Genomic DNA, 22147 nt, shown 5'->3' with positions numbered 1-22147 from the left:
ATCACCGAACGTGAGTTTGGTAAGGAATGAACCATGCGTCATCGTAAAAGTGGTCGTCACCTGAGCCGTACCAGCTCGCACCGCAAGGCCATGTTCCAAAACATGGCGGTGTCGCTGTTCGAGCACGAGCTGATCAAAACTACACTGCCGAAAGCTAAAGAACTGCGTCGCGTTGCTGAGCCGCTGATTACTTTGGCCAAGACAGACAGCCTGGCTAACCGCCGTCTGGCTTTCGACCGTACTCGTTCGAAAGCTATCGTTGGTAAGCTCTTCAACGACCTGGGCAAGCGTTACGCTACCCGTGAGGGTGGCTACCTGCGCATCCTCAAGTGCGGTTTCCGCGCTGGCGACAACGCGCCTATGGCGTACGTCGAGTTGGTTGATCGTGCTACTGCCGGCGAAGCTGTAAGCGCCGAGTAAGACGACAAGCTGTATCGAAGAACCGGGCCTAGTGCCCGGTTTTTTGTGCCTGTGATAAAAGCGTGTTCAATACAAGCTTCCGAGGATTGTGCTTGGCACTATGGGAGATGGAGTGTTCGGTAGGAAATATCTATCGACGCCTACAATTTAATGAATTTGTAGGTGTCATGTTGATGATCAATACTCCTTCCAAGCCGATTAGCCGGCAGTTCCAAGTCCGACCTGAGGGAAATTGTGCATGAGCCAGAATAAAATCCTTACCACCGCCAGCGGCGCCCCCGTTGCGGACAACCAGAATTCCCGTTCCGCCGGCCCGCGGGGCCCATTGCTGCTCGACGATTTTCACCTGATCGAGAAGCTCGCTCACTTCAACCGTGAAAACATTCCTGAGCGTCGTGTGCACGCCAAGGGTTCGGGGGCTTACGGTACTTTCACGGTCACTACAGACATCACGCAATACACCAGCGCCAAGCTGTTCGAGTCCGTTGGTAAGCAAACCCCTACCTTCCTGCGGTTTTCCACCGTTGGCGGTGAGCGTGGTTCGGCTGATACCGAGCGCGACCCACGTGGTTTTGCCTTGAAGTTCTACACCGAAGAAGGCAACTGGGACATCGTGGGTAACAACACCCCTGTGTTCTTCATCCGCGATCCTTTGAAGTTCCCGGATTTCATCCACACACAGAAACGCTTGCCGCAAAGCAATTTGAAAAGCGCGCAAATGATGTGGGATTTCTGGTCGCACTCCCCTGAGGCGCTGCACCAGGTCACTATCCTGTTCTCGGACCGTGGCATCCCTGACGGCTACCGTCACATGCACGGCTTCGGCAGTCACACCTACAGCCTGATCAACGCCAAGGGTGAGCGTCACTGGGTCAAGTGGCACTACAAGACCAAGCAGGGCATCAAGAACCTGGCGCCGGCTGAAGCTGCTCGCTTGGCTGGTACTGACCCTGATTACGCCCAGCGTGATCTGTTTGGCGCGATCGAGCGCGGTGATTTCCCGAAATGGCGCGTATGCATCCAGATCATGACCGAGGCCCAGGCCAACGCTCATTACGAGAACCCTTTCGATGTGACCAAAACCTGGTCGCAGAAGGAATTCCCGTTGATCGAAGTCGGCGAGTTGGAATTGAACCGCAATCCGCAGAACTACTTCGCTGAAGTGGAACAAGCTGCATTCGGCCCAAGCAACATGGTTCCTGGTGTTGGTCTGTCGCCAGACCGCATGCTTCAAGGTCGTGTGTTCGCTTACGCTGATGCGCATCGCTATCGTGTTGGCACTAATCACCAGCAACTGCCGGTGAACGCGCCGCGTAACCAGGTGAATAGCTACCAGCGCGATGGTTCGATGGCCTTCGGTAGCAATGGCGGCGCAGCGCCTAACTATGAGCCAAACAGCTACGCCGATGCACCAAAGCAAGCCCCCCAGTATGCGGAGCCTGCATTGGCCCTGAGTGGCGCGGCTGACCGTTACGATCACCGTGAAGACACGGATTACTACAGCCACGCCGGTGCGCTGTTCCGCTTGATGAACGATGAGCAGAAGGCCTTGCTCACCAACAACATTGCCGGCGCGATGGGTGGCGTTTCCAGTGACGTGGTTCAGCGCCAACTGCAGCACTTCTACAAGGCCGATCCGGCTTATGGAGAAGCAATCGCAAAGGCGTTGGGTGTATCGCTTAACTGACTCTAAACGATAAGCAGAACCGCCCTCATTTGGGCGGTTTTTGCGTTATTTCAGCTACTTTTCTCCGAAAAACATCACTTTTCTGCCGTTGATCCCGTGACCTTCAAGTCATCATGGTTCAAACTACAGACTTTCAAGCAGGGAGATGTAGGGCGATGCAAGGTCACCCCGACGTAATCGATTACCTCAACACGTTGCTGACGGGCGAACTGGCTGCTCGTGACCAATATTTCATCCATTCGCGCATGTACGAAGACTGGGGCTTTACCGAGCTCTACGAACGGATCAACCACGAGATGGAAGAAGAGGCACAGCACGCCGACGCACTGATGCGCCGTATCCTCATGCTCGAAGGCACGCCGCGTATGCGTCCTGATGATCTGGATGTGGGTACCACGGTGCCTGACATGCTCGCTGCCGACCTGCGCCTCGAGTACAAGGTCCGTGCCGCGCTCTGCAAAGGCATCGAGCTCTGTGAGCAGCACAACGACTATGTCACCCGGGAAATCCTGCGGGTACAGTTGAATGACACCGAAGAAGATCACACCTACTGGCTCGAAAAGCAGTTGGGCCTGATCAAGCTGATTGGCCTGGAGAATTACCTGCAATCGCAGTTCTGATTCCCGGCTACAAAAAAAGCCCCTGTCACCGCAAAGTGACAGGGGCTTTTCTTTGGGCCCGAAAAAGTCAGGCCCGGTCGCGTTCCAACAACGGTTTCAAGTAGTAACCGGTGTGCGACTGCGGCATTTCGGAGACTTGCTCCGGCGTCCCCACGGCAATGATCTGGCCACCTTTGGAGCCACCTTCCGGCCCCAGGTCTACCAGCCAATCTGCCGTCTTGATCACATCAAGGTTGTGCTCGATCACCACCACGGTGTTGCCGTGGTCGCGCAAGCGGTGCAGCACGTCCAGCAGTTGCTGGATGTCCGCGAAGTGCAGGCCGGTGGTCGGCTCATCGAGGATGTACAGGGTCTTGCCGGTATCGCGCTTGGACAGCTCGCGAGACAACTTCACCCGCTGCGCCTCACCACCTGACAGCGTGGTCGCCGACTGCCCCAGCTTGATGTACGACAAGCCCACGTCCATCAGCGTCTGCAGCTTGCGCGCCAACGCCGGGACCGCGTCGAAGAACACGCGTGCTTCTTCGATGGTCATCTCCAGGGTTTCGTGGATGCTCTTGCCCTTGTACTTGATCTCCAAGGTTTCGCGGTTGTAGCGCTTGCTCTTGCATACATCGCACGGCACGTAGATGTCTGGCAGGAAGTGCATTTCCACCTTGATCAGGCCATCGCCCTGGCACGCTTCACAGCGCCCGCCCTTGACGTTGAACGAGAACCGGCCCGGCCCGTAACCCCGTGAGCGGGATTCCGGAACCCCGGCAAAGAGCTCACGGATGGGCGTGAACAAGCCGGTGTAGGTCGCCGGGTTGGAGCGCGGTGTACGACCAATGGGGCTTTGATCAATATCGACCACCTTGTCCAGGTGTTCCAGTCCCTTGATGCTGTCGTGGGCAGCGGCTTCCAGGGTGGTCGCGCCGTTCAGGGCGGTGGCACTCAAGGGGAACAACGTATTGTTGATCAGCGTCGATTTACCCGAGCCGGAAACACCAGTCACGCAGGTCAGCAGACCCAGTGGAATTTCCAGGTCGACATTGCGCAAGTTGTTGCCACGCGCGCCCTTAAGGTGCAACGCCAGCTTCTTGTTACGTGGCGTGCGTTTGGCCGGCACTGCAATCTTCACACGACCAGACAAGTATTTGCCGGTCAGTGAGTCCGGATGAGCCATGACTTCGGCCGGCGTGCCTTCAGCGACTATATGCCCGCCATGCACACCCGCCCCCGGGCCAATGTCGACCACATAATCCGCCAGGCGGATTGCATCTTCATCGTGCTCGACCACGATCACCGTATTGCCGATATCCCGCAGGTGTTTCAAGGTGCCCAGCAGGCGATCGTTGTCGCGCTGGTGCAAGCCAATCGACGGTTCATCGAGGATGTACAACACACCCACAAGGCCAGCACCAATCTGGCTGGCCAGGCGAATCCGCTGGGCTTCACCGCCGGACAAGGTGTCGGCACTGCGATCCAGCGACAGGTAATCCAAGCCAACGTTGACCAGGAACTGCAAGCGCTCGCGGATTTCCTTGAGGATCTTGTCAGCGATTTCGCCACGGCGACCGGTCAGCTTGAGCACACCAAAGTACTCACAGGCATCGCCGATTGGCAGGTTGGTCACCGCCGGTAGTGTCTTCTCGCCCACCCACACATGCCGCGCCTCGCGACGCAGGCGAGTACCACGGCAATCCGGGCACGGCTGGGTGCTGAGGAATTTCGCCAGCTCTTCGCGCACGCTGGCCGATTCGGTCTCGCGGTAGCGACGCTCCAGGTTTGGCACAATGCCTTCGAACGGGTGGGAGCGCTTGACGATATCGCCACGGTCGTTCAGGTATTTGAAGTCGACGTTCTGCGAGCCGCTGCCATGCAGGATGACCTTCTGCTGATCCGCCGGCAGTTGGTTGAACGGCACTTCCAGGCTGAACTTGTAATGCGAGGCCAACGACCCGAGCATCTGGAAGTAATAGACGTTGCGCCGGTCCCAGCCGCGTATCGCGCCCTCCGCCAGCGTCAGGTCGCCATTGACCAAGCGCTTGATGTCAAAGAACTGCTTCACGCCCAGGCCATCGCAAGTCGGGCAGGCGCCGGCCGGGTTGTTGAAGGAGAACAGCTTGGGTTCCAGCTCGCTGATTGCATGGCCGCAAATCGGGCAGGCAAAGCGCGCGGAGAAGATGATCTCTTCGCCCGGCTCGTCGTCCATCGGTGCAACCAATGCAATGCCGTCGGCCAGCTTCAACGCGGTTTCGAAGGATTCCGCAAGGCGCTGCTGCAGGTCGGCGCGCACCTTGAAGCGGTCGACTACTACATCAATCGAATGCTTCTTTTGCTTGTCGAGCTTCGGCGCTTCATCCAGCTCATACAGCTTGCCGTTGATGCGTGCGCGCACAAAACCCTGGGCCCGCAGTTCTTCGAAGACGGAAAGGTGTTCACCCTTGCGCTCACGGATCACTGGCGCCAACAGCATCAGCTTGGCGCCCTCCGGCTGGGCCAGCACCAGGTCGACCATCTGGCTGACGGTCTGGGCTTCCAGGGGAATGTCGTGGTCCGGGCAACGCGGAATACCCACGCGTGCATACAGCAGGCGCAGGTAATCGTAGATTTCGGTAATGGTGCCCACGGTGGAGCGCGGGTTATGGGAGGTCGATTTCTGTTCGATGGAGATCGCTGGCGACAGGCCTTCAATGGTGTCGACGTCGGGTTTTTCCATCATCGACAGGAACTGGCGGGCGTAGGCCGACAGCGATTCCACATAGCGACGCTGGCCTTCGGCATACAGCGTGTCGAACGCCAGGGACGATTTGCCGGACCCGGACAAGCCGGTGATGACGATCAGTTTGTCCCTGGGCAGGGTCAGGTCGATGTTCTTCAGGTTGTGGGTTCTAGCCCCACGAATCAGGATCTTGTCCAAGATGGCCTCGCACGGCGGGCGTGAATAATGCCGGAGTATACGGCTAAAGACTGGATGAATATACACTGTCAAAAGGCCGCTTGCAGCCTTAGATGAAAGCTGCGCGGCAAAGCGCCGCATATACCCTCTCAATCGATGGGACTGGTAGAATCGCCGCCGGTTCACACGAGGTTTTTCCATGCACGATCCCCACAGCGAACGCATGAGTAGCGGCGAGACCCGAGCGGCAAGCGGTCTGGCCCTGGTGTTCGCCTTCCGTATGCTGGGCATGTTTATGGTGTTGCCGGTGCTGGCGACCTATGGAATGGATCTCGCAGGCGCGACCCCCGCATTGATCGGCCTGGCCATTGGCGCCTATGGCCTGACCCAGGCGATTTTCCAGATTCCGTTCGGGATCATTTCCGACCGCATTGGCCGTCGTCCGGTGATCTACCTCGGGCTGATCGTGTTCGCCCTCGGCAGCGTGCTCGCGGCCCAATCCGACTCTATCTGGGGTGTGATTGCCGGACGGATCCTGCAAGGCGCCGGCGCGATTTCCGCAGCGGTGATGGCCTTGCTATCGGACCTGACCCGCGAACAACATCGCACGAAAGCCATGGCCATGATCGGCATGACTATCGGTCTGTCGTTTGCCGTGGCCATGGTGGTCGGTCCCTTGCTGACCCGTGCGTTCGGCTTGCATGGCCTATTCCTTGCCACCGGCGGTATGGCGCTGTTTGGCATCGTGATCGTTGCCTTTATGGTGCCGCGCTCCACCGGCACGCTGCAGCATCGCGAGTCGGGCGTCGCACGCAAGGCGCTCTTGCCGACGCTCAAGCATCCTGACCTGCTGCGCCTGGATTTAGGTATCTTCGTATTACACGCGATGCTGATGTGCAGCTTCGTCGCCTTGCCCCTGGCGCTGGTTGAAAAAGCCGGCCTGCCCAAGGAGCAGCACTGGTGGGTCTACCTCACTGCGCTGCTGATTTCGTTCTTCGCCATGATCCCGTTCATCATCTATGGCGAGAAAAAACGCAAAATGAAACGAATCCTGCTCGGCGCCGTCACGACGCTGATGCTCACTGAGCTATTCTTCTGGCAGTTCGGCGACAGCCTGCGGGCGCTGGTAATCGGCACGGTGGTGTTCTTCACCGCGTTCAACCTGCTGGAGGCTTCATTGCCTTCGCTGATCAGTAAAGTTTCACCCGCTGGCGGCAAGGGCACGGCGATGGGGGTGTATTCCACCAGCCAGTTCCTCGGTTCTGCACTGGGCGGCATCATGGGGGGCTGGATGTTCCAGCATGGCGGTTTGTCGGTTGTGTTCCTTGGATGCGCCGGGCTGGCTGCACTTTGGCTGGCCTTTGCTGTTACCATGCGCGAACCTCCCTACGTCACGAGCCTGCGTTTGCCGCTATCGCCTGAGGCGATCCGCGAAAGTGGTCTGGTAGAGCGCCTCAAGGCAGTCGTAGGGGTAACAGATGCAGTCGTGGTCGCGGAAGAAGCGGCCATTTACATCAAATTGGACACCGAATTATTGGATCGCGCGACGCTCGAGCAACTGGTCAACCCAGTGCCGACAGCGCGCCCAGCCTAGGAGAACGTTATGGCCCGTGGGGTTAACAAAGTCATATTGGTCGGTACATGCGGCCAGGATCCCGAGGTTCGCTACTTGCCTAACGGTAACGCCGTGACCAACCTGAGTCTGGCGACCAGCGAACAGTGGACCGACAAGCAGACCGGCCAGAAGGTCGAGAAAACTGAATGGCACCGTGTGTCGATGTTCGGCAAGGTTGCTGAGATCGCTGGTGAGTACCTGCGTAAAGGTTCGCAGGTGTACATCGAAGGCAAGTTGCAAACCCGCGAGTGGGAAAAAGACGGCATCAAGCGTTACACCACTGAAATCGTGGTCGACATGCAAGGCACCATGCAACTGCTGGGCGGCCGTCCACAGGGCGACCAACAGGGCCAGGGCGGCATGTCCAACTCGGCACCGCGTCCACAGCAGTCGCGTCCACAGCCAAGCCAGCAGCCACAGCGTGAGTCGCGTCCAGCGCCACAGCAGGCCGCTCCGCAGCCGGCTCCGGATTTCGACAGCTTTGATGACGATATCCCGTTCTGAGGACTCTAAAGTCCGGAACACGCAAAACCCCCGTTTGGCTCAGGCCTCGGGGGTTTTTTATTGGCCGTGATCAGCGTCAGTCGAAGCGGCGATAACAACCATATCCTTGAACCGGCCTAACACGGCCGAACCGTCATCGATACGCGTCGCCAAATGCAGCGGCGCCACCAGGCTCTGGCACTCCGTCAGCTCCCGATACACGATGCCGTCCCCGCGCAGCCGCTGCATCGACGCTGGCACGATGGACACACCAAGTCCTGCCGCCACCAGGCTCAATGTCGCCGTCATGCGCGGTGCTTCCTGGACCACCTGCGGGCTGAACCCCGCTTCACGACACGCCACCAGAATCGCGTCATACAACCCCAACCCCACGCGACGGCGATAGAGCACGAAGGATTCGGTCGCCAGTGCCTTCAAGGGTAGGGGAGAGCCTGCATCAAGCGCCAGCGGATGCTCGGTGGGCAGCGCCAGCAGCATCGGTTCCACCAGAATAGGTTCGTCCTGCAGCGACTGAGTCCCACTGAGAGGCGAGCGGATAAACGCCGCGTCGAGTTTTTCGTGTACCAACGCATCCAGCAGTTCGCCGGTGCCAGCTTCCTCCAGCACCACTGTGACGCCGACAAAGGTTTCGCGAAACAGCCGCAGCACACTCGGCACAAAAGGATGCAGCGCCGCCGAACTGGTGAAGCCGATCGCCAGGCGCCCACGTTCACCGCGTGCGGCACGGCGTACCACCTCTGCAATCCCTTCAGCGTGCGCAAGGATCTCCCGCGCTTCATCCAGCAACGCGAGCCCGGCGGTGGTGGGGCGTACACCACGGGGCAGGCGCTCCATCAACACCACGCCCAACTCGGCCTCAAGGTTTTGCAACATCCGCGTCAACGGGGGCTGCTGCATGCCCAGGCGTTCCGCCGCGCGGGTGATGTAGCCTTCTTCAGCGATGGCAACGAAGGCCTTGAGTTGGCGAAGCTCCAGCATAGGAATACTTTTCAGGTATGGGAGGGCTTCAATCCTGGCATTTGTTCTCATGGCTCACAAGATTTACGCTGTGGCCAACCTCAAAAAGAAGGAAAGCCGTGATGACCTGGTCTGCCAAGCAATACACGATGTTTGAACAGCAGCGCACCCGTCCCGTTCGCGACCTGGTGGCGGCCATTCCAAACACTGACGTCCGCACCGCCGTGGACCTGGGCTGCGGCCCCGGCAACTCCACCGAGGTGCTGGCCGAACGCTTCCCGCAAGCCCACGTCACGGGCATGGACAGCTCCGACGACATGCTGGCCGACGCCCGCAAGCGGCTGCCGGCGCTGAACTTCGAGCTGGCGGATATCGGCGCCTGGAACCCGGCGCAAGCATTCGATGTGATCCTGGCCAACGCGTCCCTGCAATGGCTACCGGACCACGCCACGCTTTACCCCCACTTGGTCCACCAACTGACGCCCGGCGGTACGCTAGCGGTGCAAACCCCGGACAACCTCGATGAGCCCGCCCACCGGCTTGCCCGCGAAGTCGCGGCAGAGGGGCCATGGTCGGCCAAGATCGGAACGGTCAAACACAACGAGCGCCACACCGCGAGCTACTACTACGAACTGCTGAGCAAGCATTGCAGTACGGTCGATGTGTGGCGCACCACCTATCAGCACCCGCTGGTGGATCACGCAGCGGTGGTGGAGTGGTTCAAGGCATCGGCGCTGAGACCGTTCCTCGCGCCTTTGACCGACAGCGAAAAAGCCGCCTTCCTGCAGGAATACCAGGCGCGGGTTACACAGGCCTATCCAGCCCTAGCTGATGGCACGGTGTTGCTGCCGTTTCCGCGCCTGTTCATCATTGCCACTGCGTAGGCCGTAGTGACGCTATCGCCGGCAAGCCGGCTCCTACACGGGGGCGAGGAACTCATCGGTCGATACTACGGTTGCGTAGCCGAACGCCAGTGATGCCATATAAGCGTCATGCACCTGAGCAGCCGGGATCACCTTGCCATTGAACTCCAGATCCCGCGTGGCGCAGGCGTCATGGATCAGCGTGACCTTATAGCCCAGGTCCGCTGCTGCACGTACCACCGCGTCGATGCACATATGGCTCATGCTACCGACCACCACCAGGTCCGTGATGCTGCGTTGTTCCAGCAGTGCGCGCAGGTTGGTTTCGCGAAACGCATTCACAAAGTGTTTAAGCACCACCGGCTCATTGCCTTCGTTCAGCACTTTGCTGTGCAGGTGCGCACCCTCGGAACCCGGCGTGAAGAATGGCGCGTCCTCGGAGGTGAACTCGTGACGCACATGAATCACCGCATCACCCGCCTGGCGAAACGCCTGCAGCACCTGCGCGGCCTTGTCTGCTGCGGCGTCCACGCCGTCGAGTGGCCACTTGCCCTGAGGGAAGTAGTCGTTCTGGATATCGATTAGGATGAGCGCTTGCTTGGCCATGTGTATTGCCTCGTGATGGGTTGATGGGCCCAGTATCTTAGCTGGCGCCTGCACCGGGGATTGGCTGCACCGACAATAACAGGGGGAAAACTGACAATGGCGGTCGTCGAGCTGGGCGTGTTGATCTACCAAGGTGCGCAGTTGGCGGCCGTGCATGGCTTGACCGACTTGTTCGGCGTGGCTAACCGCATCGCCGCCGAGCATCAGTCCGCGCAATTGCCGTTGCTGCGGGTCAGCCATTGGCAGGTGGATGTTACCGGCAAACCGGCGCGCGTATTCAGCAGCCATCCCGGCCCTGACCAGCCGATGATGGCCGTATTGGTGCCGCCGTCGATTGGTGAATTCACCGAAGACCAGGCGCCGCCCGCGCTGCTGGAATGGATCCGCCAGCAACACGCGTCAGGCACGGTACTGGGCGGTGTGTGCATTGGCTCGATCATGCTGGCGCGCAGCGGGTTGCTCGACGGACGCAGTGCCACGACGCACTGGTCTTCCGCCAAATCCTTCGCGGCCCGTTACCCGGCGGTGCGCCTGGAGGCGGATAAGCCCATCGTTGATGATGGCGACCTGATCACCACCGCCGGCTTGATGGCCTGGTCCGAACTCGGCCTGCGCCTGGTCGATCGCCTGATGGGCCCGAGCATCGCGGCCGATACCGCGCGTTTCCTGGTGATCGAGCACAGTGACAGCGCCAGCCAATGCGGCAGCAACTTCGCGCCGATACTCGGCCACGGCGACGCGGCCATCCTCAGGGTTCAGCACTGGCTTCAAGCCAGTGGCGCGGTGGATGTTTCCCTTACGGCAATGGCCCAGGAAGCGGGTTTGGAAGAGCGCACTTTCCTGCGGCGCTTTCGCAACGCGACGGGCTTGAAACCCACCGAGTACTGTCAGCACTTGCGGGTGGGCAAGGCGCGGCAGATGCTGGAGTTTACCAACGGCACCATCGACCATATCGCATGGACCGTGGGTTACCAGGACCCCGGTGCCTTTCGCGCCATCTTCAAGAAGATCACCGGCCTTTCGCCCAGCGACTACCGCAGCCGTTTCGGCGTGTGAATCGTGCAGAACGCCGCCGCGTTAACGTGTCGTCGTGCAGAATAAAACAGGCCAACTGCCATCGGTTTTTCGGCAACTGGTTGATTTGAATGCAATCCCGTGCGAACGCGCTTTGGCCTGATCTCTGCAACGTTCCGTCTACACACATGGCGGGATGGTCAAGGGGGACGCATGACCCCGACTCAACGCAAGAAGCTGGTGGTAGCTCACTCCACACGTGAGGGGGCGCCGCTACATGAGGTCGAAACCAACCGCGCCCTGGCGCGCTGGTTGGCGCAGATTCTCGGGCTCAAATTCGGCGGCAGCTACGACCCTGATCTGCACGCGGGGCGGGCGCTGTACCTGCTGCCCACACAAACTCTGGTCGGTCAGGCCCAGGCGCGAGCGCTGAATATCAAAGGCCCGGAGGATTTGTGGGGCGGTTACGTCGACCACGACTTTATTTGCACCAAAGCCATCAGTCATGGCTTGCTCGGCCCTGACGCTAAAGCGCCGGAAGGTTGGTCGGCGTTGTTCTGCGAGCGTGTACGCAATGTCGTGCTGGACGGCTTGAGCGTCTTCGCACTGGAAGACGCGCGGCTCGCCGCCACACGCTTGCTCCACAGCGGCCCCATCCGCTTGAAACCCGTGCACGCCTGCGCGGGCCGAGGCCAGGAAGTTATCCACAGCCTGGATGAATTCGAGGCCGTGCTGGCGCGATCCGAGGCCGCAAAACTCTTCAACGAAGGGGTTGTTCTGGAGCAGGATCTGCACGATGTGGTCACTCACAGCGTTGGCCAAAGTTTTATCGGCGACCACGTGTTCAGCTACTGCGGCGAGCAATATCTGACGAAAGATGGGCAGGGCGAAGAGGTCTACGGCGGTTCCAACCTGCTGGTCGTGCCCGGCTATTACGAAGACCTGTTGCAACTCGAACTGGCCGACGACGTACGCGAAGCCATCGAACAAGCCCAGGTGTTCGACACGGCCGCCGATGAGGCCTACCCCGGCTTTTATGCCTCGCGGCGTAATTACGACATCGCGCAAGGCCTGGACAGTAATGGCCAACGCCGCAGCGGCGTGCTCGAACAATCCTGGCGCATGGGCGGGGCCAGTAGCGCGGAAGTCGCAGCGCTGCAAAGTTTTATCAACAACCCTGGCCTGCGTGCGATCCATGTGTCCTCGGTGGAAACCTATGTGGACCAACCGCTGCCGGCCAATGCCATCGAGGTGTATCGCGGCCCGGCGCAAAGCAGCGAGTTTCTTCTCAAGTACGTGACGGTTACCTCTTATGACGGCTAGAAGTGAAAGCATTGCGATCGATATCGACGACGAACAGATGAGCGGCACCTTCCTGAGCCCCAAATCCAAAGTCCCCGGCGTGTTGTTTGTGCACGGCTGGGGCGGCAGCCAGGAGCGAGACCTCGAGCGGGCCAAAGGCATCGCCGGCTTGGGCTGTGTATGCCTGACCTTCGATCTGCGCGGGCACGCCGGCACCGGTATTCCATTGTCCCGCGTCACCCGCGAAGACAACCTGCGCGACCTGATGGCGGCCTATGACCGACTGCTGTCCCACCCGGCGATCGACACCTCGGCAGTGGCAGTGGTGGGTACCAGTTACGGCGGCTACCTCGCGGCGATTCTCACCTCATTGCGCCCGGTGCGCTGGCTGGCACTGCGCGTGCCGGCGCTGTATCGGGATGACGAATGGCTCAAGCCCAAGCGTGACTTGGACAAGATGGACCTGATGGATTACCGCAGCACGTTGGTCCACGCCGAAACCAATCGCGCCTTGCACGCGTGTTCGGCGTTTACCGGTGATGTGCTGATCGTCGAATCGGAAACCGATGACCACGTGCCCCATGCCACCATCATGAGCTACCGCGCGGCGTGCCAGCAGACCCACTCCCTGACCCACCGAATCATCGACGGCGCCGACCATTCCCTCAGCGACCCAGTGTCCCAGCAGGCTTACACCTCAATCCTGGTGGACTGGATCACCGAGATGGTGGTGGGCGAGCGGTTGAGCATCATTCAGTCCCGTTAAAGCGTTCAGGCGGGTGTCTTCTTCACCCGCAACGCCTTCGCCTTGGCCTCCACGCCCAGGTACATCACTAGCGCGATCAGCAGCGGCAAGATGAAGTAAATCGCCCGATACGCGATCAGCCCGGCAAGCAAACTGCCCCGCGACGCCTCATGCTGCAACAGCGCAATAAACACCGCCTCCAGCACGCCCAGCCCGGCCGGAATGTGGGTGAGCACTCCGGCAATCGCGCTGATCAATAACACGCCCAGCACCAGCGGATAGTCCAGCTTGGCCGGCAACAGGGTAAAAATCACCGCCGCCATCAGCGACCAATTCAACGCGCCCAGCAGCAACTGCAAGCACGCCATGCGCACCGACGGCAGGTTGATTTCCATGCCGCGAATCGTCCACGCACGTTTCTTCGAAAACTGGCAGGCCACCAGATAACCCAGGCTGGCCAGTACCAACAACGCGCCAATGCCCTGCAAGGCCGTGGTGCTGACCTTCCACCCCGGCGGCATGATCACCAAACCGCTGCTGAAAACCACCCCGGCAATCGCCATGTAGCCAAACCAATTGGTGGCTAGGCTCAGGCCGAGGATCTTGGCGATATTGCCGGTACTCACCCCCAAGCGCGAATACAGCCGATAACGCATGGCGATGCCGCCGACCCACGCGCTCAGGTTGAGGTTGAAGGCGTAGCTGATGATGCCCACTGGCAGGATCTGCTTCCACACCAGGTTCTGGCGAATGTAGGTGCGGCCGATCAAGTCGAAGCTGGCGTACACCAGAAAACTGCACAGCGTCAGCGCGCCTGCGATCACCAGTGTGCGCACCTTGAAGTCGCCCAGAGTCTGCACCACTTCGCTCCAATCGATACGCCGAGCGAGCAGGGTGAACAGCACGATCAGCATCAGGAAGAAGACGATGGACAGCGGTTTCTTCCAGCGCTTGAATCGGGATTCAGCGGTCATTGGACTGGCTCTCGATGGGTTTCAACCGTGGCTTGTGCGCCGGCAACCATCCCGTCAAGGCCGGGAAGTGGCGCATCACATGAAACACCAGGAAACCCACGGTCAACCGCCACAGCCACAGGCGCGGCTTGCGGTTCTCCGGCATGGTCTGGCAGTGGTCTTTCGCGAGTGTTTCCAGGCGTTCGTAAAGTTGTTGATTGAACGCGCGGTCACGAATCAACACATTGGCTTCCAGGTTCAGCGACAGGCTCAACGGGTCCAGGTTGCTCGAACCCACGGTGCTCCATTCGTCATCCACCAACGCGACTTTGCCGTGCAGCGGGCGCTGGCAGTATTCGTGGATCACTACGCCATCTTTGAGCAGATAGTCGTAGAGCATCCGCGCCGCCAGCTTGGCCAGCAGCACATCGGGCTGGCCTTGCATGATCAGTTGCACCTGCACGCCACGGCGCGCGGCATTGCGGATTTCGCGCAGCAGGCGGTAGCCGGGGAAGAAGTAGGCGTTGGCGATCACCGCGCGTGTTTGCGCCTTGCTCAGCGCGTGGATATAGGCTTCTTCAATGTCATCGCGATGCTGCACGTTGTCGCGGTAAATCAAGCGCACCAAGCCATCGCCCTGGTCGGTGGACCACAATGGAGGCCGTTGCTGGCGCCGCCGCCAACCCCGTCGCGTGCGGACTTGGCGACCACTTTGCGCCAAAGCGAAATGATGTAGGTCTGCTACGGCCGGACCCACCACCTGCACCGCGTAGTCCTGCTTGGCTTCGGGACCGAAATCTCCCAAGTGATCGGCGGAAAAGTTGATCCCGCCGATAAACGCCACCTCCGCATCCACCACCACAATCTTGCGGTGCAGGCGACGAAACCAGTTGGTGCGAATGCCCAGGGTCTTGGACGCCGGGTCAAACATCTGCACCGTAACGCCGGCGTCCGCCAACTCGCCCAGAAATGACGGGCTCAGTTCGCCGCAACCAAAGCCATCGAGGCTCACCACCACCTTGACTCCACGCTGCGCGGCCTCGATCAGGATGCCGTGCAGCTCATGGCCCACCTTGTCTTCGAAAAGAATGAAGGTCTCCAACAGAATTTCCCGGCGGGCCGCGCGCAGGGCTTCGAACACCTTGGGAAAATACGCCTCGCCGTTCTCCAGTAACTCAACCTGGTTGCCACGCTGCCAGCCGTAGTCCAGGTCGCGGGCCTTGGCTTCGTCCGGCGGCTGGTCGGTGGAGATATGTTCCACGGCCACGTTCATAGCTCGACCTCCACTGACAGCGGCACATGGTCGGACAGGTGCGACCAAGGCCGCGTCGTTAGCACCCTAGGGTTATGCACCTTCAGATTGCGCACATAAATCCGGTCCAGCGGCAGCAACGGCAGGCGCGCCGGGAAGGTGCGTGCGGGTTTGCCCATGGATTCAATAAACACTTCCTTCAAACCGGCCTTGCTCAGGTCGGCCTTCTGGCGCCAATCGTTGAAATCACCGGCCACCACCAGCGGCGCGTCGGCTGGGATCTCGCTGATGCGCTGCTCGATCAAGCGCAGTTGCTGCTGGCGGTGCACCTCGCGCAAGCCCAGGTGGATACAGATCGCATGGATCTCCTGGCCGGTGCCCGGCAGGCGCAGCACGCAATGCAGCAGGCCACGGTTTTCATGGCCGCTTTGGGAGATATCGAGGTTGTCGTGGCGCACGATCTGGAATTTCGACAACAGCGCGTTGCCGTGGTCGCCGTGGGGGTAGACCGCGTTGCGGCCGTAGGCGAACTGCGGCCAGATGCTGTCGGCGAGGAATTCGTACTGCGGCATGTTCGGCCAGTCGCTGAAGCGCTGTGGATGGCGTTCGTGGGTGCCGTGGATTTCCTGCAAAAACACCATATCCGCGCCCACGCTGCGCACCGCTTCACGCAGCTCGGGCAGGATGAAACGTCGATTCAGGGCGGTAAAGCCCTTGTGGATATTGACCGTCAGCACCGTGAAGCGAGTGATGGCGACGCTGGGGGTGATGGGCACCCAGTCGGGAATCGCAGCCATGATTGCTCCTGTGAAAGAAGTGGGGGCCTGGCCCCCGTTTATGGCTGACTCTGATTTTTGGCTGAAAGTTTCCAACGTCCTACAGACGGCACAATGATGCCGCTGAAGGGGAACGATCAACGCGCAAACCCGTCAGTTCCTTACAGACCCTTCTGAAGGAGATCGGTGTTTTGCTGAATCTAAAGACCGCATTACTGCTCGGCGCACTGCTGTTTTGTGGCAGTGGCGCACTGCAAGCGGCGGCCACCGCGCCGGAACCTGAAGCGCCGGCCAAGCCGGAATTGCTGGTGGAGGGCGGGCTGCTGGGGGCAATCAGTTCCAGCATCGATGATGTCCAGCAAAAGCTCGACCTCAATCAGAATCTGATCGATGAATGGCGCCTGCGCGCGGACCGAGCGGCCGACGAGGTCGGGCGGCTGGTCAACCAGACCGCTGCGCGCTCACCCTGGAGCGTGGCGGGGGATTTCCTGCTGCTGTCCGGCGTGTGGGTTGGCGCTTTTGTGGCGATGACGCTGCTGGGGCGATTTATCGTACAGCGCCTGGGCCGTCGCTCGTTCTTCGAGCGGCGCAAACGTCTGCTGGCGGTGCTAGGGTATGTGATTCCCTATACGACTCCCGCGCTTATCTGTCTGCCGCTGACGCTGTATGTCAGCCACTTTCTGCCCACCTCTGTAGGCCGTGCGCTGGCGCTGTGTTTTGCCTACGCCACCAGTAGCGGTATCTTTTCCACCTCGATGCTGTTGTGCGTCATCGTCATGTTCAATGTTGGCCACAAGCGCCCGGCGGTGCAGATTATTCGCGACTACTGCCCCAAACCGCTGTTCCTGATCGGCTTCCTCGCCGCCCTCAGCGATGCGCTGACCAGCCCGCAAATCGCCCGTCAGTTGGGCGGCAATATCACCAGCAGCATTGCCGTGTTTACCGGGCTGTTTGCGGCGGTGATTTTCGGCATGCTGGTGATCCGCCTGCGTCGTCCGGTCGCCCATCTGATCCGCAATCGACCACTGGCCCAGCGCCTCAAACACCCGGCGTTGCAACAATCGCTGCGGATATTTTCCGGCCTGTGGTATTGGCCGATCCTGTTGATGGTGCTGGTGTCGGCGATCAACCTGATCGGTGCTGGTGACGATAACCAGAAAGTCCTGCGCTGCGCACTGTTCACCACGATCCTGCTGATCGGCACGGTGTTCCTCAGCACGGTGCTGCAACACCTGTTCAAGTCCCGCAGCCAAGTGGCGATCCAACGCAGCAGTGCGTACAAGGAACGCTTCCTCAGCCTGTTGCACGCGATCCTGCGCATTGTCATGGCCATTGCGTTTATCGAAATTCTCGGGCGGATCTGGGGCGTGTCGCTGTTCGAGTTCGCCCAGCGCAACTCGGTGGGCCGGGCCATCAGCGATTCTCTCAGCAGCATCGGCCTGATCCTGCTGATGACGTGGCTGTTCTGGGTGGTGCTCGACACGGCGATCCAAGAAGCGCTGAAACCGCCGGTCAACAAACGCTCCAGCCGCCAACCGAGCACGCGGGTGAAAACCATCCTGCCGCTGCTGCGCAATGCGGTGAAGATCATCCTGGTGGTGATCTGCGCGATCACCACCATGGCCAACCTCGGCATCAACGTCGCGCCGCTGCTGGCCGGTGCCGGCGTGGTCGGCCTGGCCATTGGTTTTGGCTCGCAGCAATTGGTGCAGGATGTAATCACCGGGCTGTTCATCATTATTGAAGACACCCTGTCCATTGGCGATTGGGTGGTACTCGACTCCGGCCACGCCGGCACCGTCGAAGGCCTGACCATCCGCACCCTGCGCCTGCGCGATGGCAAGGGTTTTGTGCACTCGGTGCCGTTCGGGCAGATCAAGGCGGTCACCAACCAGTCGCGGCAATTTGCGTATGCGTTTTTCTCGGTACAGTTCACTTACGACACGGATGTGGACAGGGCGGTGGAACTGATCCGCGAGGCGGGGCAGTCGATCCGTGACGACGTTTTCCTCAAGTACAACCTGCAAGGTCCGCTGGAAGTATTCGGCGTCGACAAGATGGACCTCAACGGCGTGGTGCTCACGGCGCAGTTCCGCACGGTGTCGGGCGGGCAATATGCAGTAAGCCGTGCATTCAACCAACGCTTGAAAAAGCTTGTGGATAACTGTGACCAGGTGCATTTCGCGCAGACTTATCCACAGCAGGTCATGGTGCCTGCGCGGACGGCCCTTGAGCATGAACCTACCGAGGCTGGCGCGAAGATAGTTAATCCGTGACGGTTGCGCTACAAACCCGCAAAATGCAACGATTCTGGCCAAGACCAGAAAACCTTCGTTCCAAACAGACCGGGCCTGCTCAATCTATGCGAATGCGCCTTATGTTACTGGGCGGCGGGAATGCCCTCGGGCAGGCGCTGATTCGCCTCGGTGCAGAGGAAGACATCGGTTTCCTCGCACCCAAACCGCCCCAAGACGGCTGGGATGCCGCGAGCCTCACCCAATTGCTCGACGACACCCGTCCCGATGCGTTGATCAACCTCGCCTACTATTTCGACTGGTTCCAGGCAGAAGCGGTCAGCGAAACCCGCCTGGCTGCCCAGGAATTTGCCATCGAGCGCCTGGCCGAGTTGTGCCAGCACCACAACATCACCCTGTTGCAACCGTCCAGCTACCGCGTGTTCGATGGCTCCCGCGCCACCGCCTACAGCGAAAAGGACGAGCCGGTGCCCCTGGGCCTGCGCGGCCAGGCGTTGTGGCGCATCGAGCAGAGCGTGCGCGCCACCTGCCCGCAACATGTGCTGTTGCGGTTTGGCTGGCTGTTGGATGACAGTGTCGACGGTACCTTGGGGCGCTTCCTGGCTCGGGCGGAGAAACCGGATGAATTGCTGATGGCCGACGACCGTCGCGGCAATCCGACGCCGGTGGACGATGCGGCGCGGGTGATTATCTCGGTGCTCAAGCAGCTCGATTGCGCGGCACCGCTGTGGGGCACTTATCACTACGCCGGCCAGGAGGCGACTACACCGTTGGCACTGGGCCAGGCGATTCTCACTGAAGCGCGCAACTACCATCCGCTGGCGATCGAATCCCCTACCGCCCAGGCGCACGCGGCCCGGCCGGATGCGAGCGAAGAACCGCAACACGCGGTGCTCGCCTGCAAGAAAATCCTTCACACCTTCGGCATCAAGCCACGGGCATGGCGGGCGGGGTTGCCGGCATTGCTGGATCGGTTCTACCGTCATACCTGACCCCCAAGCGCGTAGGAGCCGGCTTGCCGGCGATAGCATCACCTCGGTTTAACTGAAAGACCGAGGTGTCTGCATCGCCGGCAAGCCGGCTCCTACTAGGGGGGCGGTGTGGTTTAGAACTTGTAGCCGATACCCACCATGTAAACCATCGGGTCCACGTCCACATTGACCTTGGCGCGAGTGCCTTGGCCCAGGGCGTTGTTGTCCACAGTCGCCTTGGTGCTGATGTCGATGTAGCGCGCCTGGGCGTTGATCATCCACTTGTCGTTGATCATGTAGTCCGCACCGATCTGCGCGGCCCAGCCCCAGGAATTTTCGGCCTTGAAGTTGCTGAAGCCTGCGCCTTGGGCACGGCTGCCAACGTGTTCGTCGTAGATCCAGGTGTAGTTGATACCGGCGCCGACGTACGGCTGGAAGGCCGACTTGTTGTCCAGCGGGTAGTACACGATGCTCAGGGTCGGCGGCAGGTGTTTCAGGGTGCCGAGCTTGCCGTTCGCGGCGCCGAGGGCGGTGTTCTTGATCTTCACATCATGCTCGAACGGCGTGGCGGCCAGCAGTTCGATACCGACGTGGTTGGTCAGCATGTAGGCGAAGTTCAGGCCCAGTTGGGTATCGCTGCTCATGGTCGCCTTGCCGCCCAGGTTGGCGCCGGCCAATGGGCCCTGGTCAACTTTGACATGGCCGCTGTCCGCCTTCGGGTTCACGGTGATTGCACCGGCGCGCACCAGAATGTCGCCCGCTTCGTGAGCGTGTGCAACGGGGGCGACGAGGGCGAGCGCGAAGAGGGACGCGCCGAGCAGAGACTTGTTCATGGGAGCTCCAAAGGACGTTTAAAAGTTGTACGTCCAATGGTAAAGATCGTTCCGTCCGGTCTTTTGACTCAGCTCAATGAAAGGGCGATCAGCGCTATTCGGGCAGCTCGTACATATAAATTTTCTCAGCGTCCATCTGGTAACCGGCGTCGGCCAGTTCGCTGGTGGACGGTTTGACCTGCATCGCGCCTTCGATCCAGTACGGCTGGTACAGCTCATCGAGCTTCACGCCGATTTCGCTTTTGACATGCACGATCTGGTTCGAGGGTGGCGGCGGTACATGGATGCACGCGCCGAAATACGGCACCAGCAAGAACTCCGTCGTGCGGCCTTCCTCACTGACTTCCAGCGGCACGATGTAGCCCGGCAAGCGGATGTGCTGGCCGTCGAGGCTTTGCACCACCGGGGCGTTGGGCAAGTCCTGCTTGGCCGCTGGCGCTGCCTCGACCGATAACGCATCGGCCATGTTCGACAAGTCGTGCAGCGGTTTCATGTTGGGGATTTCCGGCGGCGCGTCAGGCGGGATCATCTCCTGCCAGGACAAATCCTTGGGCTGATCTTCCGCCCAAGTGGGAACTGCCACCAGCAGCAACAACGCAAATAGCGCACGACGCATCGCAACCTTCCTCATAAACGTATGGACAGGCCATCGGCCAGGGATTGCCGATAGGCGCGCCACGCGGGCACGCTGCCCATCAACAGCGCGGCGGCCAGGATACCGGCGAGCAGCGTCCATTCATATTCGCTCGGCCAGGCCATCGGCAGGTCCAGGCCGTAATTGGCCTGCAAATACCCGCGCGAGGCGGCGATGCACACATACAGTAAACCGACCCCGGCGATTACGCCGGACAGTGCCAGGGCGAAGGCTTCGAAGATCAGCAACGTTGCGATATGCCACGGTCGCGCACCCACCGAGCGCAAAATTGCCATTTCGCGGCGGCGCTCGTTGAGGCTGGTAAGGATCGCCGTGAGCATGCCGATCAAGCCTGTGAGCACCACGAACAGCGAGATCACGAACAGCGCCTTCTCGGCAGTGCCCATCATGCTCCACAACTCTTGCAGCGCCACGCCGGGCAGGATCGCCAGCATCGGTTCGCCACGGAATTCGTTGATCTCGCGCTGCAGGGCAAACGTGGAAATCTTGTTGTTCAGGCCGAGCATGAACGCGGTGATGGCCTGCGGCGTGAGGTCCATGTTGCGCGCCTGGTCGGCACTGATGCGGCCTTTGCCTTGGGCCGGTACGCCATTGTGCCAGTCGATATGGATCGCCTCCATGCCGCCGAGGCTGATGTGCAACGTGCGGTCTACCGGCGTGCCGGTGCGCTTGAGAATGCCGACCACGGTGAAGGGTTTGTCATCGTGTTTCACCAGGCTGACCACCGCCACGCCATGAGCCAGCACCAGTTTGTCGCCAAGTTTGTAATGCAGCGCATCAGCCACTTCGGCACCGAGCACCACTTCAAACGGGTCGATGGCGAAGGCGCGGCCGCTGGCCAGTTCAAGGTTTTGCTTGCGGCCGTATTGGTAGTGCTCGAAGTAGGATTCGTTGGTGCCCATCACGCGGTAGCCGCGATGGGAGTCACCGAGGGAAATCGGGATCGCCCACTTCACCTGGGGGCTGGCGGCGAAATGTTCGAAGCTGTCCCAGCGGATGTTGTTGGTGGCGTTGCCGATGCGGAACACCGAGTACAGCAGCAGGTTCACCGAGCCGGAGCGCGCGCCGACGATCAGGTCGGTGCCGCTGATAGTGCTGGCGAAACTGTTGCGCGCTTCAACGCGCACACGTTCCACCGCGAGCAACAAGCAGACTGAAAGCGCGATGGCGAACGCGGTGAGGATCGCGGTAAAGCGGCGGTTAGCCAGGCTGGCCATGGCTAGACGGAACAGATACAT

General features: G+C 60.3%; 20 protein-coding genes. 11 read left to right on the top strand and 9 right to left on the bottom strand.

Going from position 1 to position 22147, the window contains the following annotated elements; translation table 11 throughout:
* The first annotated feature begins 33 nt into the window (after window positions 1–33).
* From rplQ to bfr, 3 genes are all read left to right on the top strand, one after another.
* The gene (gene rplQ, locus RB216_RS26140) at window positions 34–420 is read left to right on the top strand and encodes a 50S ribosomal protein L17 (protein ID WP_003176402.1); all 387 of its coding nucleotides are present in this window, start codon (window positions 34–36) and stop codon (window positions 418–420) included.
* A gap of 238 nt (window positions 421–658) precedes the next feature.
* Window positions 659–2107 (top strand): catalase, encoded by a 1449-nt coding sequence (locus tag RB216_RS26135; RefSeq protein ID WP_308908050.1) that lies wholly within the window; start codon window positions 659–661, stop codon window positions 2105–2107.
* A 155-nt stretch (window positions 2108–2262) separates the two neighbouring features.
* Entirely contained in the window at window positions 2263–2727 is a 465-nt protein-coding gene (gene bfr / locus RB216_RS26130) for a bacterioferritin (protein WP_003176400.1), read from the top strand.
* A 67-nt stretch (window positions 2728–2794) separates the two neighbouring features.
* Here bfr and uvrA read toward each other — a convergent pair whose 3' ends face one another.
* Window positions 2795–5629: an excinuclease ABC subunit UvrA gene (uvrA, locus tag RB216_RS26125; protein WP_028618130.1), complete on the bottom strand. Its 2835-nt coding sequence runs from the start codon at window positions 5627–5629 to the stop codon at window positions 2795–2797.
* Window positions 5630–5807: 178 nt separating this feature from the next.
* On the opposite strand from uvrA, the gene RB216_RS26120 reads away from it, so the two are divergent.
* Together RB216_RS26120 and RB216_RS26115 are read left to right on the top strand one after the other, a co-directional pair.
* Window positions 5808–7202, top strand: a complete 1395-nt coding sequence (locus RB216_RS26120; protein ID WP_010206876.1) for an MFS transporter — start codon at window positions 5808–5810, stop codon at window positions 7200–7202.
* Between the two features lie 9 nt (window positions 7203–7211).
* Window positions 7212–7727, top strand: a complete 516-nt coding sequence (locus RB216_RS26115) for a single-stranded DNA-binding protein (protein ID WP_003232445.1) — start codon at window positions 7212–7214, stop codon at window positions 7725–7727.
* A 57-nt stretch (window positions 7728–7784) separates the two neighbouring features.
* On the opposite strand, the gene RB216_RS26110 is transcribed toward RB216_RS26115, so the two are convergent.
* A complete protein-coding gene (locus tag RB216_RS26110; RefSeq protein ID WP_028618129.1) occupies window positions 7785–8705 on the bottom strand; it encodes a LysR family transcriptional regulator in 921 nt (306 codons plus the stop codon).
* A gap of 101 nt (window positions 8706–8806) precedes the next feature.
* On the opposite strand from RB216_RS26110, the gene tam reads away from it, so the two are divergent.
* Window positions 8807–9568 (top strand): trans-aconitate 2-methyltransferase, encoded by a 762-nt coding sequence (gene tam / locus RB216_RS26105; protein WP_308908049.1) that lies wholly within the window; start codon window positions 8807–8809, stop codon window positions 9566–9568.
* Between the two features lie 33 nt (window positions 9569–9601).
* Here the strand turns inward: tam and RB216_RS26100 are convergent, their stop codons facing one another.
* Window positions 9602–10153, bottom strand: coding sequence for a cysteine hydrolase family protein (locus RB216_RS26100; protein ID WP_028618127.1), 552 nt, complete (start codon window positions 10151–10153; stop codon window positions 9602–9604).
* Window positions 10154–10249: 96 nt separating this feature from the next.
* Between RB216_RS26100 and RB216_RS26095 the strand changes: the two genes are divergently transcribed.
* The 3 genes from RB216_RS26095 (at window position 10250) to RB216_RS26085 (ending at window position 13235) form a co-directional block, all read left to right on the top strand.
* The gene (locus RB216_RS26095) at window positions 10250–11209 is read left to right on the top strand and encodes a GlxA family transcriptional regulator (protein WP_308908047.1); all 960 of its coding nucleotides are present in this window, start codon (window positions 10250–10252) and stop codon (window positions 11207–11209) included.
* Between the two features lie 171 nt (window positions 11210–11380).
* Window positions 11381–12490 carry a DUF3182 family protein gene (locus RB216_RS26090; RefSeq protein WP_308908046.1) on the top strand — a complete coding sequence of 370 codons (1110 nt, stop codon included), beginning with the start codon at window positions 11381–11383 and terminating at the stop codon, window positions 12488–12490.
* Window positions 12480–13235 (top strand): alpha/beta hydrolase family protein, encoded by a 756-nt coding sequence (locus RB216_RS26085; protein ID WP_028618124.1) that lies wholly within the window; start codon window positions 12480–12482, stop codon window positions 13233–13235. Before RB216_RS26090 ends, RB216_RS26085 begins: the two co-directional genes overlap by 11 nt.
* Window positions 13236–13240: 5 nt before the next feature.
* Here the strand turns inward: RB216_RS26085 and RB216_RS26080 are convergent, their stop codons facing one another.
* From RB216_RS26080 to RB216_RS26070, 3 genes are read right to left on the bottom strand one after another with little or no spacing between them, the layout of a single operon-like run.
* Complete coding sequence (locus tag RB216_RS26080; protein ID WP_308908045.1) at window positions 13241–14188, bottom strand: lysylphosphatidylglycerol synthase domain-containing protein; 948 nt, start codon at window positions 14186–14188, stop codon at window positions 13241–13243.
* A complete protein-coding gene (clsB, locus tag RB216_RS26075; RefSeq protein WP_068937047.1) occupies window positions 14178–15440 on the bottom strand; it encodes a cardiolipin synthase ClsB in 1263 nt (420 codons plus the stop codon). The genes RB216_RS26080 and clsB overlap by 11 nt, the downstream gene beginning before the upstream one ends.
* Window positions 15437–16216 carry an endonuclease/exonuclease/phosphatase family protein gene (locus tag RB216_RS26070; RefSeq protein WP_122683525.1) on the bottom strand — a complete coding sequence of 260 codons (780 nt, stop codon included), beginning with the start codon at window positions 16214–16216 and terminating at the stop codon, window positions 15437–15439. Before RB216_RS26070 ends, clsB begins: the two co-directional genes overlap by 4 nt.
* A 170-nt stretch (window positions 16217–16386) precedes the next feature.
* Between RB216_RS26070 and RB216_RS26065 the strand changes: the two genes are divergently transcribed.
* Window positions 16387–18471 (top strand): mechanosensitive ion channel family protein, encoded by a 2085-nt coding sequence (locus tag RB216_RS26065; protein ID WP_028618120.1) that lies wholly within the window; start codon window positions 16387–16389, stop codon window positions 18469–18471.
* 86 nt (window positions 18472–18557) lie between these two features.
* Complete coding sequence (locus RB216_RS26060; RefSeq protein ID WP_122554833.1) at window positions 18558–19442, top strand: sugar nucleotide-binding protein; 885 nt, start codon at window positions 18558–18560, stop codon at window positions 19440–19442.
* Window positions 19443–19555: 113 nt separating this feature from the next.
* Here RB216_RS26060 and RB216_RS26055 read toward each other — a convergent pair whose 3' ends face one another.
* From RB216_RS26055 to RB216_RS26045, 3 genes are all read right to left on the bottom strand, one after another.
* Complete coding sequence (locus tag RB216_RS26055; protein ID WP_028618118.1) at window positions 19556–20254, bottom strand: OmpW/AlkL family protein; 699 nt, start codon at window positions 20252–20254, stop codon at window positions 19556–19558.
* Between the two features lie 94 nt (window positions 20255–20348).
* Window positions 20349–20870: a DUF3299 domain-containing protein gene (locus RB216_RS26050; protein ID WP_028618117.1), complete on the bottom strand. Its 522-nt coding sequence runs from the start codon at window positions 20868–20870 to the stop codon at window positions 20349–20351.
* An 11-nt stretch (window positions 20871–20881) separates the two neighbouring features.
* On the bottom strand, window positions 20882–22147 hold the full coding sequence (locus tag RB216_RS26045) for an ABC transporter permease (RefSeq protein ID WP_068937052.1): 1266 nt from the start codon (window positions 22145–22147) through the stop codon (window positions 20882–20884).

This window comes from Pseudomonas canadensis (assembly GCF_030980095.1).
Lineage (GTDB): Bacteria > Pseudomonadota > Gammaproteobacteria > Pseudomonadales > Pseudomonadaceae > Aquipseudomonas > Aquipseudomonas canadensis.
Note: the sequence above shows the minus strand (reverse complement) of the source record. Positions and strands in the feature narration are given on the sequence as shown.

Bases quoted from the DNA above. Each gene is read 5' to 3' on its own strand.
- RB216_RS26045 (WP_068937052.1), bottom strand. From the start codon at position 22,147: ATGTATCTGTTCCGTCTAGCCATGGCCAGCCTGGCTAACCGCCGCTTT.
- RB216_RS26090 (WP_308908046.1), top strand. From the start codon at position 11,381: ATGACCCCGACTCAACGCAAGAAGCTGGTGGTAGCTCACTCCACACGT.
- RB216_RS26110 (WP_028618129.1), bottom strand. From the start codon at position 8,705: ATGCTGGAGCTTCGCCAACTCAAGGCCTTCGTTGCCATCGCTGAAGAA.
- tam (WP_308908049.1), top strand. From the start codon at position 8,807: ATGACCTGGTCTGCCAAGCAATACACGATGTTTGAACAGCAGCGCACC.
- RB216_RS26115 (WP_003232445.1), top strand. From the start codon at position 7,212: ATGGCCCGTGGGGTTAACAAAGTCATATTGGTCGGTACATGCGGCCAG.
- RB216_RS26060 (WP_122554833.1), top strand. From the start codon at position 18,558: ATGCGAATGCGCCTTATGTTACTGGGCGGCGGGAATGCCCTCGGGCAG.
- RB216_RS26135 (WP_308908050.1), top strand. From the start codon at position 659: ATGAGCCAGAATAAAATCCTTACCACCGCCAGCGGCGCCCCCGTTGCG.
- RB216_RS26100 (WP_028618127.1), bottom strand. From the start codon at position 10,153: ATGGCCAAGCAAGCGCTCATCCTAATCGATATCCAGAACGACTACTTC.
- RB216_RS26095 (WP_308908047.1), top strand. From the start codon at position 10,250: ATGGCGGTCGTCGAGCTGGGCGTGTTGATCTACCAAGGTGCGCAGTTG.
- bfr (WP_003176400.1), top strand. From the start codon at position 2,263: ATGCAAGGTCACCCCGACGTAATCGATTACCTCAACACGTTGCTGACG.
- RB216_RS26120 (WP_010206876.1), top strand. From the start codon at position 5,808: ATGCACGATCCCCACAGCGAACGCATGAGTAGCGGCGAGACCCGAGCG.
- clsB (WP_068937047.1), bottom strand. From the start codon at position 15,440: ATGAACGTGGCCGTGGAACATATCTCCACCGACCAGCCGCCGGACGAA.
- RB216_RS26085 (WP_028618124.1), top strand. From the start codon at position 12,480: ATGACGGCTAGAAGTGAAAGCATTGCGATCGATATCGACGACGAACAG.
- RB216_RS26070 (WP_122683525.1), bottom strand. From the start codon at position 16,216: ATGGCTGCGATTCCCGACTGGGTGCCCATCACCCCCAGCGTCGCCATC.
- rplQ (WP_003176402.1), top strand. From the start codon at position 34: ATGCGTCATCGTAAAAGTGGTCGTCACCTGAGCCGTACCAGCTCGCAC.
- RB216_RS26080 (WP_308908045.1), bottom strand. From the start codon at position 14,188: ATGACCGCTGAATCCCGATTCAAGCGCTGGAAGAAACCGCTGTCCATC.
- RB216_RS26055 (WP_028618118.1), bottom strand. From the start codon at position 20,254: ATGAACAAGTCTCTGCTCGGCGCGTCCCTCTTCGCGCTCGCCCTCGTC.
- RB216_RS26050 (WP_028618117.1), bottom strand. From the start codon at position 20,870: ATGCGTCGTGCGCTATTTGCGTTGTTGCTGCTGGTGGCAGTTCCCACT.